Source organism: Streptomyces sp. NPDC001544 (assembly GCF_042894285.1).
Lineage (GTDB): Bacteria > Actinomycetota > Actinomycetes > Streptomycetales > Streptomycetaceae > Streptomyces.
In genome coordinates this window covers 974,330-987,182 of the sequence record NZ_JBIAVN010000001.1, presented here as the reverse complement: position 1 = coordinate 987,182, position 12,853 = coordinate 974,330, and the positions used below count along the sequence as shown (strand labels likewise).

At 72.4% G+C, this 12,853-nt stretch carries 17 protein-coding genes; 2 read left to right on the top strand and 15 right to left on the bottom strand.

Annotated features, from left to right (window positions below; genetic code table 11):
* Positions 1 to 28: 28 nt before the first annotated feature.
* The 10 genes from ACFY0F_RS04525 to hisI form a co-directional block, all read right to left on the bottom strand.
* Complete coding sequence (locus tag ACFY0F_RS04525) at positions 29 to 802, bottom strand: DsbA family protein (protein WP_388788714.1); 774 nt, start codon at positions 800 to 802, stop codon at positions 29 to 31.
* A 107-nt stretch (positions 803 to 909) separates the two neighbouring features.
* On the bottom strand, positions 910 to 1,728 hold the full coding sequence (gene trpA / locus ACFY0F_RS04520) for a tryptophan synthase subunit alpha (protein ID WP_388788711.1): 819 nt from the start codon (positions 1,726 to 1,728) through the stop codon (positions 910 to 912).
* Positions 1,725 to 3,008 carry a tryptophan synthase subunit beta gene (gene trpB, locus ACFY0F_RS04515; RefSeq protein ID WP_388788709.1) on the bottom strand — a complete coding sequence of 428 codons (1,284 nt, stop codon included), beginning with the start codon at positions 3,006 to 3,008 and terminating at the stop codon, positions 1,725 to 1,727. The genes trpA and trpB overlap by 4 nt, the downstream gene beginning before the upstream one ends.
* Before the next feature lie 58 nt (positions 3,009 to 3,066).
* The gene (trpM, locus tag ACFY0F_RS04510) at positions 3,067 to 3,297 is read right to left on the bottom strand and encodes a tryptophan biosynthesis modulator TrpM (RefSeq protein ID WP_388789198.1); all 231 of its coding nucleotides are present in this window, start codon (positions 3,295 to 3,297) and stop codon (positions 3,067 to 3,069) included.
* A gap of 34 nt (positions 3,298 to 3,331) precedes the next feature.
* On the bottom strand, positions 3,332 to 4,141 hold the full coding sequence (trpC, locus tag ACFY0F_RS04505) for an indole-3-glycerol phosphate synthase TrpC (protein ID WP_388788706.1): 810 nt from the start codon (positions 4,139 to 4,141) through the stop codon (positions 3,332 to 3,334).
* Positions 4,142 to 4,331: 190 nt separating this feature from the next.
* Complete coding sequence (locus ACFY0F_RS04500; protein WP_388788704.1) at positions 4,332 to 4,739, bottom strand: DUF2752 domain-containing protein; 408 nt, start codon at positions 4,737 to 4,739, stop codon at positions 4,332 to 4,334.
* An 87-nt stretch (positions 4,740 to 4,826) separates the two neighbouring features.
* A complete protein-coding gene (locus ACFY0F_RS04495; protein ID WP_388788701.1) occupies positions 4,827 to 5,081 on the bottom strand; it encodes an HGxxPAAW family protein in 255 nt (84 codons plus the stop codon).
* Between the two features lie 163 nt (positions 5,082 to 5,244).
* Complete coding sequence (locus tag ACFY0F_RS04490; RefSeq protein ID WP_388788698.1) at positions 5,245 to 5,886, bottom strand: TIGR02234 family membrane protein; 642 nt, start codon at positions 5,884 to 5,886, stop codon at positions 5,245 to 5,247.
* Positions 5,887 to 5,947: 61 nt separating this feature from the next.
* Positions 5,948 to 7,438, bottom strand: a complete 1,491-nt coding sequence (locus ACFY0F_RS04485; protein WP_388788696.1) for an anthranilate synthase component I — start codon at positions 7,436 to 7,438, stop codon at positions 5,948 to 5,950.
* An 11-nt stretch (positions 7,439 to 7,449) separates the two neighbouring features.
* Complete coding sequence (gene hisI, locus ACFY0F_RS04480) at positions 7,450 to 7,851, bottom strand: phosphoribosyl-AMP cyclohydrolase (protein WP_388788693.1); 402 nt, start codon at positions 7,849 to 7,851, stop codon at positions 7,450 to 7,452.
* 82 nt (positions 7,852 to 7,933) lie between these two features.
* On the opposite strand from hisI, the gene ACFY0F_RS04475 reads away from it, so the two are divergent.
* Entirely contained in the window at positions 7,934 to 8,569 is a 636-nt protein-coding gene (locus ACFY0F_RS04475; RefSeq protein WP_388788690.1) for a TIGR03085 family metal-binding protein, read from the top strand.
* A gap of 29 nt (positions 8,570 to 8,598) precedes the next feature.
* Complete coding sequence (locus ACFY0F_RS04470) at positions 8,599 to 8,997, top strand: VOC family protein (protein WP_388788687.1); 399 nt, start codon at positions 8,599 to 8,601, stop codon at positions 8,995 to 8,997.
* 4 nt (positions 8,998 to 9,001) lie between these two features.
* Here the strand turns inward: ACFY0F_RS04470 and ACFY0F_RS04465 are convergent, their stop codons facing one another.
* The 5 genes from ACFY0F_RS04465 to priA all read right to left on the bottom strand — a co-directional run bounded on the left by ACFY0F_RS04465 (position 9,002) and on the right by priA (position 12,850).
* Complete coding sequence (locus ACFY0F_RS04465) at positions 9,002 to 10,252, bottom strand: MFS transporter (protein ID WP_388788684.1); 1,251 nt, start codon at positions 10,250 to 10,252, stop codon at positions 9,002 to 9,004.
* Between the two features lie 14 nt (positions 10,253 to 10,266).
* Positions 10,267 to 10,854, bottom strand: a complete 588-nt coding sequence (locus ACFY0F_RS04460) for a helix-turn-helix domain-containing protein (protein ID WP_388788681.1) — start codon at positions 10,852 to 10,854, stop codon at positions 10,267 to 10,269.
* A gap of 123 nt (positions 10,855 to 10,977) precedes the next feature.
* Positions 10,978 to 11,733, bottom strand: coding sequence for an imidazole glycerol phosphate synthase subunit HisF (gene hisF / locus ACFY0F_RS04455; RefSeq protein ID WP_388788678.1), 756 nt, complete (start codon positions 11,731 to 11,733; stop codon positions 10,978 to 10,980).
* On the bottom strand, positions 11,730 to 12,128 hold the full coding sequence (locus ACFY0F_RS04450; RefSeq protein WP_388788675.1) for a RidA family protein: 399 nt from the start codon (positions 12,126 to 12,128) through the stop codon (positions 11,730 to 11,732). Before ACFY0F_RS04450 ends, hisF begins: the two co-directional genes overlap by 4 nt.
* Complete coding sequence (gene priA / locus ACFY0F_RS04445) at positions 12,125 to 12,850, bottom strand: bifunctional 1-(5-phosphoribosyl)-5-((5-phosphoribosylamino)methylideneamino)imidazole-4-carboxamide isomerase/phosphoribosylanthranilate isomerase PriA (RefSeq protein ID WP_388788672.1); 726 nt, start codon at positions 12,848 to 12,850, stop codon at positions 12,125 to 12,127. Before priA ends, ACFY0F_RS04450 begins: the two co-directional genes overlap by 4 nt.
* Positions 12,851 to 12,853: the final 3 nt, after the last annotated feature.

Below are 12,853 nucleotides of genomic sequence, written 5' to 3'. Positions count from 1 at the left end.
GGGCGTGAGAAACGCTTACCGTCGTCGGCTACTTGGCGGCGTCCTCCACCATCTGCTTCAGCTTGGCCGGGGTCATCGTCCGGTCCTCGTAGATGTTCTTCCCGCCCAGCAGCACGGTCGGTGTGCCGGTGAAGCCGCCCGTCTGGAAGGCCTTGTTGGATTTCACCACCCAGCTGGTGTGCGTGCCGTCGTCGACGCACTTGCCGAAGGCCGCCGTGTTCAGGCCGGGGACCTTGCCGGCCAGTGCGACGAGCTTGGCGTCACTGCCGTAGGCGTCGTCGGTCTCCTTGGGCTGGTTCCGGTAGAGCACGTCGTGGTAGTCGCGGAACTTCCCGGCGTCCTGGGCGCAGGCCGCGGCATTGGCCGCGCGCAGGGAGCCGCTGCCGCCGAGGTTGCCGTCGATCAGGGTCACGAGGTGGTACTCGATCCTGAGCTTGCCGGAGTCGGTCAGCTCATGGAGCGTCGGGCGGTACGCCGTCTCGAAGGCCTGGCAGGCCGGGCAGCGGAAGTCCTCCCAGACCGTGAGCGTCGACTTGGCGCCGTCCTTGCCGACCGGGATGGCGAGGCTGTCCTTGCCCAGGGCTCCCGAGGGCGCCACGACCGGGCCCGCCTTCTCGCCGCCCTTGTGCCCTCCCGCGTTCGCGGCGATCACGCCGATCACCGCCGCGAGGCCCAGGACGCAGGCGACGCTCGCGCCGACGATCAGCGCCCGCCGTCGCCTCTCCGCGGACTTCTGCTTCTCGCGCTCGACCGCCAACCGCTCGCGGGCGGTGCGCTTTCCCTCAGGGTTCTTCTCGCTCACACCCCCAGAACGAACCGGGGAGGCGCAGCGCGCCTCCCCGGTCCCAGGTCCACCCGTTCGAGTGACCGAATGATCCTGACTGTTCCCTGCTGTTCCGTAGTGCCCCGTCACGCCTGTCGGCGTACGCCCTTCGCCAGCTCTCCGGCGAGCTCGCGCACGGCCTCGACACCGGTCGCGTGGTCCGGCGCGTCCAGCATCCGCTTGACGAACGCGGAGCCGACGATCACGCCGTCGGCGAAGCCGGCGACCTCGGCGGCCTGGGCCGCGTTGGAGACGCCGAGCCCGACGCAGACGGGCAGGCCGGTGCCGGTGGCCCGGGTCCGTTCCACCAGGTCCTGCGCCTGCGCGCCGACCGACTCACGCGTGCCGGTGACACCCATCAGGGAAGCCGCGTAGACGAAGCCGCTGCCGGCCTCGGTGATCTCGGCGAGCCGCTCGTCCCTGCTGCTCGGGGCCACCACGAAGACGGTCGCGAGGCCGTGCTTCTCCGCGTGTTCCCGCCACAGCGCGGACTCCTGCACCGGCAGGTCGGGCAGGATGCAGCCCGCGCCGCCCGCCTCGGCGAGCTCCGCGGTGAAACGCTCGACGCCGTAGCGGTCGATCGGGTTCCAGTACGTCATGACGAGCACCGGCTTCCCGGTGGCCGCGTGGGCCTCCCGGACCGTGCGCATCACGTCCGCGATCCTGACCCCGCCGCGCAGGGCGATGTCGTCGGCGGTCTGGATGACCGGGCCGTCGAGGACCGGGTCGCTGTGCGGCAGACCCACCTCGACGACGTCCGCGCCGCCGTCGAGGACGGCCTTGATCGCCTCGATGCCGCCGTCCACGGTCGGGAACCCGGCCGGGAGGTAGGCGATGAGGGCGGAGCGGCCCTCCGCCCTGGCCGCGGCGAGGGTGTCCGTCAGCAGCCGAATGTTTCCGCTCACTTGGCGTCCCCCTCGATCTCGGCGGTGTCCGCCGCGTTGGCGGCGACCTCGGCGTCGGTGTCGTACAGGCCGAAGTAGCGGGCGGCCGTGTCCATGTCCTTGTCGCCGCGACCGGACAGGTTGACCACGATCAGCCCGTCCTTGCCCAGCTCCTTGCCGACCTCCAGGGCCCCGGCGAGCGCGTGGGCGCTCTCGATCGCCGGGATGATGCCCTCGGTCCGCGACAGCAGGCGCAGCGCCTGCATCGCCGCGTCGTCGGTGACGGCGCGGTACTCGCCGCGGCCGCTGTCCTTGAGGTAGGAGTGCTCGGGTCCGATGCCCGGGTAGTCGAGACCGGCCGAGATGGAGTACGGCTCGGTGATCTGGCCCTCGTCGTCCTGCAGGACGTAGGACCGGGAGCCGTGCAGGATCCCGGGCTCGCCCGCGGTCAGGGTGGCCGCGTGCTCGCCGGTCTCGATGCCGTGGCCCGCCGGCTCGCAGCCGATCAGGCGGACGGTCTCGTCCGGGATGAAGGCGTGGAAGAGGCCGATGGCGTTGGAGCCGCCGCCGACGCACGCGATCGCGGCGTCGGGGAGGCGGCCGGCGCGCTCCAGGAGCTGGCGGCGGGCCTCGACGCCGATGACCCGGTGGAAGTCGCGGACCATCGCCGGGAAGGGGTGCGGGCCGGCGACCGTGCCGAAGAGGTAGTGGGTGTGGTCGACGTTCGCCACCCAGTCGCGGAACGCCTCGTTGATGGCGTCCTTGAGCGTACGGCTGCCGGACTTCACGGCGACGACCTCGGCGCCGAGCATGCGCATGCGGGCCACGTTGAGGGCCTGGCGCTCGGTGTCGATCTCGCCCATGTAGATGGTGCACTCGAGGCCGAACAGGGCGCAGGCGGTGGCGGTGGCGACACCGTGCTGACCGGCGCCGGTCTCGGCGATGACCCGGGTCTTGCCCATGCGCCTGGTGAGCAGGGCCTGGCCGAGCACGTTGTTGATCTTGTGGGAGCCGGTGTGGTTGAGGTCTTCCCGCTTCAGGAAGATCCGGGCACCACCGGCGTGCTCCGCGAAGCGGGGCACCTCCGTGAGGGAGCTCGGGCGGCCGGTGTAGTTGACCAGCAGGTCGTCGAGTTCTCGGGCGAAGTCGGGGTCGTGCTTGGCCTTGTCGTACTCGACGGCCACCTGGTCGACTGCCGCGACGAGGGCCTCGGGGATGAACTTGCCGCCGAAGTTCCCGAAATAGCCTTCGGGGCTGGGGACCTGACCCTCCGGGTCGGGGATGAAGAAGTCGCTGGGCATGCGTGTACCTCACGGTGAGTTTGCGGAATGCACTGGTCGCCGTGGGGGCGGGGGTTCGTCAGGCGGCCTCAGGCCGTGGGTGGCTGGTCGCGCCCGCGCGGCGGTGGCCGCAGATCGGATACAGCCCCGCGCCCCTACCGGGGCGCTGCCATCGGCGCCCGTTCACCTGCCCAGGTTCGTCACCGATGACGTACCGCACGCGGCGGCCGTGGACGCGCCTGGCGGGGGCTCGGCAGCCCCTCGGCCGGCAGCCGCGCGCCAGGCGGGCGTGGCGGTCCACGGTGGTCATGGTGAGAGTCATCGGGTGTCAGCCTACCGGGAGGTCAGCCCCGACCGTGCCGCAGTGCCGGGTGCTCGCCCGCGGCCACCAGGTCGGCGACGGCGCTCTTCGGGTCGCGGCCGGTCACCAGGGACTCGCCGACCAGGACCGCGTCGGCGCCCGCGTTGGCGTAGGCGATCAGGTCGTGCGGGCCACGGACACCGGACTCGGCGATCTTGACGATGTGGTCCGGGATCTCGGGCGCGACGCGTTCGAACGTCCCGCGGTCGACCTCGAGGGTCTTGAGGTTGCGCGCGTTGACGCCGATCACCCGGGCGCCCGCGTCCACCGCGCGCTCCACCTCGTCCTCGTCGTGCACCTCGACGAGCGGGGTGAGGCCGATGGAGACGGCGCGCTCGATCAGCGACTCCAGAGCCGGCTGTTCGAGGGCGGCCACGATCAGCAGCGCGAGGTCGGCGCCGTACGCGCGGGCCTCCCACAGCTGGTACGACGTGACGATGAAGTCCTTGCGCAGGACCGGGATGTCCACGCGGGCCCGGACGGCCTCCAGGTCGGCCAGCGAGCCGCCGAAGCGGCGCTGTTCGGTGAGGACCGAGATGACGGCCGCGCCGCCCGCCTCGTAGTCCGCGGCGAGCCCGGCCGGGTCGGCGATCGCGGCCAGCGCGCCCTTGGACGGGCTGGAACGCTTGACCTCGCAGATGACCTTGACGCCCTCGCCGCGCAGCGCGGCGACGCCGTCCTTGGCCGCGGGAGCCTTCGCCGCGCGCTCCTTGAGCTCGTCGAGGCTGACGCGCGCCTGCCGCTCCGCGAGGTCGGCACGGACTCCGTCGATGATCTCGTCGAGCACACTCACGCGAGCGGCCCCCTTCCAGACGGTTTTTCCAGACGGTTGAAAAGCCATTGAAAAGGCATGGTCACTGCGATGGTAGCCGGAGCGGGGCCGAGGCCTCGCATCCGGTCGGCGCCGATTCCTCCCCCACCCTCGTACCAGCTTCGCCCGGCTCGGGCGGGAGGTGCCCCCACCCTGGACGTTCACTCCCACGTCACGGGTGCAGCCAGCCCCCGAACGGCAGGTTCCGGATCACGGTGAAGAGCAGCAGCAGCGCCCCGGCGGTCCACAGTTGCGCCGGCGAGGGGTCGATCCGGAACGGGCGGCCGCGTGCCGTGTGGACCGTCCAGACGGTCCACAGCACGGCGAAGCCCAGGTAGCCGGCCACGGCCGGCGCGTTGTCCTGGAGCGCGGTGAGGAGGTCCCCGTGGACGAAGGCGTGCGCGCTGCGCAGCCCGCCGCAGCCGGGGCAGTACAGGCCGGTGTAGCGCAGCAGGGGGCAGACCGGGTAGTGGCCGGGCCGGCCCGGGTCGACGGCCCCGACGTACGCGAAGGCCCCGGCGACGGCCGTGAGGATTCCGGCGGGCACGGCCAGCCGTCTGCAGGCGTTCACGCCTCGCATTCTGCCCCGTACGGGCCGCACGCGCGCGTGAGGGGCGGACGGGCGCCTCACCGGTGCCGTCCGCCCCTCACGCGCGGGCGGGGAAGCTCAGCTCTCGGCGCTCGCCGGCTCGCGGGTCGCGGCCGAGGCGTGGGCCACACCGTGGCTCTCCTTCGGCTGGCCGAGGCCCATGGCGCGCATGATGGCGCCGACGACGCCACCGAGGGCCACGATCACCATGCCGGCCCAGAAGCCCAGCGGCTGTGCCATCACCATGAAGGCGCCCGCGACGCAGAAACCGATGAAGGCGATGATGACACCGGTCCAGGCGGCCGGGGTGTGACCGTGGCTGCTGCCCGCCATTGCTTGCTCCTCGTGGTGGTGTGCGTGTCGTACGTGGCGTACGTGTCCGGGCCCGGCCATCTCCGGGGCGGACGCTCGCCGTCCATTGTCCCGTACGCGTGGACGTGCCGTGAGCGGGGGTCGCCGGTGACGGGCGTCTCTTTCGCCACATCGGGCGACGGTGTCACGCGCCGGTGGGGTCCTCGCCGCGGTCCAGGGCCTTCCAGAGCTCCTCGGGGCGGTCGGGGTCGGCGCTCTTGGCGGTGCGGCGCGGGCGGGGGGTGCCGTCGCGCTCGTACCGTCCGGACATGGCGGGCCACAGCCGGCCGTAGCGCAGGGCGAGGAGACCGGCGAGCAGCAGGAGGGCGCCGCCGAACGCCGCCACGTACGGCCAGCCGGTGTGGGTGAGCGCGGCCACCGTGGCGGAGGTGTCGCCGGTGGTCTCGGCCGCCTTCTCGTCGAGCGCCGAGCTGTCGGAGGCGCCGATCAGGGCCGCGGCGACGGTGCCGGCGCCGGAGAGCGCGAGGAGCCCCGAGACCAGGAAGCGGCCGGCCCGGCGGACGGCGAAGACGGCGACGAGCGCGGCGAGGCCCACTATGGCGAGGGCCGCGGGGACGCCCGTGACGTCGCTGCCCTTGGCGGTCAGCGGGAAGGCGCCGCCGGCCACCGTCGTGGTGCCCTCCGACCAGCGCTGCCGGGTGGAGAGCAGTGCCACGGCAGCGCCGAGCGCACCGCACAGCAGGGCGACGGCGAGGCTCCGGCGGCCGGACGGCGACGACACGGGCGCCTGGGAGCGGGGGTTGGGTACAGCAGTCACGTACTCCACTATCCCCCGAACCCCGGGCGAACCGTCACCCGGGGTTCACGTGAGGAACGTGACAAACGCCCTACTCGCCCAGCCGGTTGGCGGTGTGCACCGCCCGCAGCACGGCCGCCGCCTTGTTGCGGCACTCCTGGTCCTCGGCGGCCGGGTCCGAGTCGGCGACGATGCCGGCGCCGGCCTGGACGTAGGCGGTGCCGTCGCGCAGCAGGGCCGTGCGGATGGCGATGGCGGTGTCGGAGTCGCCGGCGAAGTCGAGATAGCCGACGCAGCCGCCGTACAGGCCGCGGCGGGACGGTTCGAGTTCGTCGATGATCTGCATGGCGCGGGGCTTCGGCGCTCCGGACAGGGTGCCGGCCGGGAAGCAGGCGGTCAGCACGTCGAAGGCGGTGCGCCCCTCGGCCACGCGTCCGGTCACCGTGGAGACGATGTGCATCACGTGCGAGTACCGCTCGACGGACATGAAGTCGACGACCTCGACGGAGCCGGGCTCGCAGACCCGGCCGAGGTCGTTGCGGCCGAGGTCGACGAGCATGAGGTGCTCGGCCCGTTCCTTGGGGTCGGCGAGCAGTTCGTCGGCGAGGGCCTGGTCCTCCTGCGGGGTGGCGCCGCGGTGCCGGGTGCCGGCGATGGGGTGGACCATGGCCCGTCCGTCCTCGACCTTCACCAGGGCCTCGGGGGACGAGCCGACGACGTCGAACCCGTCGAACCGGAACAGGTACATGTACGGCGACGGGTTCGTCGCCCGCAGCACCCGGTACACGTCCAGCGCGCTCGCCGTGCACGGCGTCTCGAACCGCTGCGAGGGTACGACCTGGAAGGCCTCGCCCGCCCGGATGCGTTCCTTGATGTCCTCGACGGCCCGCTGGAAGTCGGGGCCGCCCCACAGGGCGGTGTACTCGGGCAGTTCGGAGGGCGGCAGCACGGCGGGCGGCTGGGCGACCGCGCGGGTCAGGTCCGCCTCCATCGCGTCCAGGCGGGCCACGGCGTCCGCGTACGCCTCGTCGACGCCCGTCTCCAGGTCGTTGTGGTTGATCGCGTTGGCGATCAGCAGGACGGAGCCCTCCCAGTGGTCCATGACGGCGAGGTCGCTGGTCAGGAGCATGGTCAGCTCGGGGAGCCGCAGGTCGTCCCGCTCGCCGGGGCCGATCTTCTCCAGGCGGCGGACGATGTCGTAGCCGAGGTAGCCGACCATGCCGCCGGTGAAGGGCGGCAGGCCCAGGTCGTGGGCGAGGTCGCGCGGGGTGTGCAGGGCCTCGATGGTGGCGCGCAGGGTGGCGAGCGGGTCGCCGCCGGTGGGGACGCCGACGGGCGGGGTGCCCAGCCAGTGGGCCTGGCCGTCGCGCTCGGTCAGCGTCGCCGCCGACCGCACGCCGACGAAGGAGTACCTGGACCAGGAGCGGCCGTTCTCCGCGGACTCCAGCAGGAAGGTGCCGGGGCGCTCGGCGGCGAGCTTGCGGTAGAGCGCGACCGGGGTGTCGCCGTCGGCGAGGAGCTTGCGGGTGACCGGGATGACGCGGCGGTCGGCGGCGAGCTTGTGGAACGTCTCGAGGTCCATGGCGGCAGACCTTACTGATCCGAGGGCTGGGCGCCGGAATCGGCGTCCCCGAGCAGCACGTCGGCGTCGAAGCAGGTGCGGGCTCCGGTGTGGCAGGCGGCGCCGACCTGGTCGACCTTGACCAGCACGGTGTCGGCGTCGCAGTCCAGGGCGACGGACTTCACCCGCTGGAAGTGGCCGGAGGTGTCGCCCTTGACCCAGTACTCCTGGCGGCTGCGGGACCAGTACGTGCAGCGGCCGGTGGTGAGCGTGCGGTGCAGCGCCTCGTCGTCCATCCAGCCGAGCATGAGCACCTCTCCGGTGTCGTACTGCTGGGCGATGGCGGGCAGGAGTCCGTCCGCGCTGCGCTTGAGGCGCGCGGCGATCTCGGGGGCGAGGCTGCTGGGCCCGGGAGTGCCGGTCGTACTGGTCATGGGTGCCATTGTGCCGGGCGGCACGGGGGCAGCCGGTCCGTGTCCACTGCGCGGACGCGGTGCGGGGTCGTAGGCTGACGGTATGTCGACCTTCGCCAAGCGTGAACGGCTGCTGCTCGCAGATCTCTTGGAAACGACCGGTCCGGACGCCCCGACCCTGTGCGAGGGCTGGCGGACCCGGGACCTGGCCGCGCACGTGGTGGTGCGCGAGCGACGCCCCGACGCGGCCGGGGGCACGCTGATCAAGCCGCTCGCGCCGCGGCTGGAGAAGGTGATGGCGGAGTACGCCGCGAAGCCGTACGAGGAGCTGATCCAGCTGATCCGTACGGGCCCGCCGCGTTTCTCTCCCTTCCAGCTCAAGCAGATCGACGAGGCGGCCAACGTCGTGGAGTTCTACGTCCACACGGAGGACGTCCGCCGGGCCCAGCCCGACTGGGGCTCGCGCGAGCTGGACCCGGTCTTCCAGGACGCGCTGTGGTCCCGTCTGGAGCGGACCGCGCGTCTGGTGGGCCGGGGGGTGCCGACGGGCCTGGTGCTGCGCCGGCCGGACGGGCAGACGGCGGTCGCCCACCGGGGCACGCCGGTGGTGACGGTCACCGGCGAGCCGTCCGAGCTGCTGCTGTTCGCCTTCGGCCGGCAGAACGCCGCGAAGGTGGACCTGGACGGCGACGAGGACGCGATCACCACGTTGCACGAGTCGAAGCAGCTCGGCCTCTGAGAAGCAGCTCGGCAGGTGAGGGGCCCGCCATGATCAAGGTCGCGATGACCGGCGTGTACGTCGACGACGTGCCGAAGGCCCACGCCTTCTACACGGACGTGCTCGGCTTCGAGACCCGCACCCACCTGGACCTCGGCGGCGGCACGCTGTTCGTCACGGTGGGCGCGCCCGGCGGGGCCCAGCCGGACCTGCAGTTGCTGCTGGAGCCGGGGGCGGGCCCCATCGCGGAGCCGTACCACCGGGCCCTGTACGAGGCCGGCATCCCGGCCATCGTCTTCTCGGTGGACGACATCGTCGCGGAGTACGGGCGGCTGCGCGGGCTCGGGGTGCGGTTCACCCACGAGCCGCGGGAGCAGGGGCCGGTGATCGCCGCGGTGCTGGACGACACCGTGGGCAACCTGGTGCAGCTGGCCCAGCCGAAGGGGTGACGCCTCAGCGCGGCAGTTCGGCGCGGCGCAGGTCGGGTACGCACAGGGCGACGACCCCGCCGAGGCCGCACACGGCGGCGCTGACGGCGTACACCGGGCCGAGGCCCCACGCGCCGATCGCGGCGGCGGAGAACGGCATGCTCAGCGGGGTCAGACCGAGGCTGACCAGGCTGGAGACCGCGGTGACCCGGCCCAGGTAGGCGGGGTCGGACTGGGTCTGGAGGAGGGCGCCGCACATGGCGCCGCTGAGTCCGGCCAGCAGCCCGATCAGCAGGGCGATCCCGGCGGCGCCGACGAGATCCGGGACGAAGGCGAGGGCGCCGATCGCGGCCGAGCCCGCGAGGATGGAGAGCGCAGCGACCAGTCCGGCCCGGGGCAGCCGGCCCCGGACGGTCAGCAGCAGTGAGGCGGCGCCCGCGCCGGCGCCGAATCCCGCGAGCACCCAGCCCATCCCGGAGGCGCCCCAGCCGCGCCGGTCGGCCAGCAGGGTCAGGCCGACGTTGAGCGGGCCGACGAAGCCCAGGTCGCCGAGGGCGATGACGATCATCAGCGGGGCGAGGACGCGGTGGCCGCGGATGTAGCGGAGGCCGGCGGCGAGGTCGCTCCAGGCGGTACCGGCGGGGGCGGTGTCGTCGGCGGGCAGTTCCCGCACCCGTACGCCGATCAGCAGCGGCACCGACACGGCGATCAGCAGGCCGGCGAGCCCGAACGCGGCCGCCGCGCCGCCGAGCGCCACGCCGAGGCCGCCGAGCGGGGCGCCGACGATGTTCGCGAAGCGGATGGCGAGGCCGCGCATGCCCTGGACCCGGGCGAGCTGGTTCTTGCCGGTGATCCGGGCTGGCAGGGCGCCCACGGCGGGCACGAACACGGCGTCGACGGTGCCGAAGACCAGGGCCAGCAGGGCCAGCGGCCACAGGCCGGGGCTGGTGAGGAACAGCAGGGCGGCCACCGCGAGCGCGGCCGCGCAGCGCACCGCGTCACTGCCGATGACGACCCTGCGCGGCCCCAGCCGGTCCGCGATCACACCCCCGCCCAGCATCAGCACGGCCCGCGGCAGCGCGCTGACCGACATCACGATCCCCGCCTGCGCGGGTGTCCCGGTCTGTACGGCGGCCCAGGACAGGGCGATGTAGTAGACGCTGTCCCCGACCATCGAGGACCCGTACGCCCCGAGCCAGCGCAGCACGTTGGGGTCGCGATGGGCGGGGCGGTCCTGGGCGTGCTCCTCGACGGGTAGGGCGGTCGCGGTGGTCACGGTGGTGGCCTCTCTCAGACACGGAAGGGGAAGCCGTACATGTAGAGGGCGACGTGTTCGCGCCCCTCGGTCTCGCCCGCGGCCTCGGCGGCGCGGCCCTGCTCGTCGTACCTGCGCAGGAGCGACACCAGTTCCTGCTTCAATTCGGTGAGTTCCGCCGGGGTCAGTCGCATCCAGGCCTCGCTGTCCACGGACGCGGTGTTCCACTCAGGGCTCCAGGTGGGGCGTTCGTCCAGGTAGCGGCGGTAGCGGTCGGCTCGCTGGTCGTGGAAGAGGCGGGTGGCCGCGAGGTGGGCCGCGGCCTTCGCCGGTTCACCGCGGAAGTCCTCGCCCCGGATGGTCACCCCGCCCGACGCGGGCTGCCACCAGCGCTCCCGTCCGTCACCGGTCTGCGGTTCCGCCTCCTCGATCAGCCCGTGCTCGGCGAGCTTGCGCAGGTGGTAGCTGACCAGCGACACGGCCTCGTCCACATGTTCGGCGAGCTGGGACGCCGTCGCGACCCCTTCGACGCACAGCAGCCGGTACAGGTTCGCCCTGAGTGGATGCGCGAACGCCTTGAGCGTCCCGACGTCAGTGATGCGCCGGTCCTCTTTGCTTGCCATGCCCCCACCCTAGATAGGAAAGAAAACTTGCGCAATATATTTTGCGCAACTTCTCTTTCCTATCGGGGCGTGGAAAGGCCCCGGCTGCCGGAGTGGCAACCGGGGCCGAAGCTCAGCGCGGCGTCACCGCACCGGGTGACCGGCCTCCTTCAGCGCCTGCTTCACCTCGCCGATCCGCAGGTCGCCGAAGTGGAAGACGGAGGCGGCGAGGACCGCGTCGGCGCCGGCGGCGACCGCCGGGGCGAAGTCCGCGAGCTTGCCCGCGCCGCCCGAGGCGATCACCGGGACGGTCACGTGCTTGCGGACCGCCGTGATCATCTCCAGGTCGTAGCCGTCCTTCGTACCGTCCGCGTCCATGGAGTTCAGCAGGATCTCGCCCGCGCCCAGCTCGGCCGCCCGGTGCGCCCACTCGACGGCGTCGATGCCGGTGCCCTTGCGGCCGCCGTGGGTGGTCACCTCGAAGGTGCCCTCCGGGGTGCGGCGGGCGTCCACCGAGAGGACCAGCACCTGGCGGCCGAAGCGCTCGGCGATCTCCCGGATCAGGTCCGGGCGGGCGATCGCCGCGGTGTTCACGCCCACCTTGTCGGCGCCCGCCCGCAGCAGCCTGTCCACGTCCTCGGCCGTGCGGACGCCGCCGCCGACCGTCAGCGGGATGAACACCTGCTCGGCGGTTCGGCGCACCACGTCGTACGTCGTCTCGCGGTTGCCCGACGAAGCGGTGATGTCCAGGAACGTCAGCTCGTCGGCGCCCTCGGCGTCGTACACCTTGGCCATCTCGACCGGGTCGCCCGCGTCGCGCAGGTTCTGGAAGTTCACGCCCTTGACGACCCGGCCGTTGTCCACGTCCAGGCAGGGAATGACTCGGACGGCGAGGGTCATGCTCCGGACACTCCTCGGAACGCCTCCACCTCGACCTCGACGACCAGACTGGGGTCGACGAAGCCGGAGACGATGATCATGGATGCGGCGGGCCGGACGGAGTCGAACAGCTCCTTGTGGGCGCGCCCGACGTCCTCCACGTCCCGGGCGTGCGTGATGTACATGCGCGTCCGCACGACGTCGTCACGGCCGAGGCCCAGCTGCCCCAGCGCCGAGAACGCGACGTTGAAGGCGTTGACCGTCTGTTCGTACGGGTCGCCTCCGGCGATCTCGCCGTCCACTATCGATGTGCAGCCGGAGACCAGCACCAGCCCGTTCGGCAGCTCCACCGCACGGGAGTAGCCGAAGCTCTCCTCCCAGGGCGCGCCGGTCGTGACACGTCGTACATCGCTCACTGGGCTACCGCCTCCAAGGCCTCTTCGAGAGTGAACGCCTTCGCGTACAGCGCCTTCCCGACGATGGCACCCTCGACACCGAGGGGTACCAGCTCGGCGATGGCCCGCAGGTCGTCGAGCGACGACACGCCACCGGAGGCCACGACCGGGCGATCGGTCGCCGCGCACACGTTCCTCAGCAGCTCCAGATTGGGGCCCTGCAGCGTGCCGTCCTTGGCGATGTCGGTGACGACGTACCGTGCGCAGCCCTCCTTGTCGAGCCGCGCCAGCGTCTCGTACAGGTCGCCGCCGTCGCGGGTCCAGCCGCGTCCGCGCAGGGTCGTGCCACGGACGTCCAGACCGACCGCGATCTTGTCACCGTGCTCGGCGATGACCTTGGCGACCCACTCCGGGGTCTCCAGGGCGGCGGTGCCGAGGTTCACCCGGGTGCAGCCGGTGGCGAGCGCGGCGGCCAGGGAGGCGTCGTCGCGGATGCCGCCGGACAGTTCCACCTTGATGTCCATGGCCTGCGCGACCCCGGCGATCAGCTCCCGGTTGTCGCCGGTGCCGAACGCGGCGTCCAGGTCGACCAGATGCAGCCATTCGGCGCCCGAGCGCTGCCAGGCGAGGGCGGCCTCCAGCGGGGATCCGTAGGAGGTCTCCGTGCCGGACTCGCCGTGCACGAGGCGGACGGCCTGGCCGTCGCGGACGTCGACGGCGGGGAGGAGTTCGAGCTTGGCCATGTC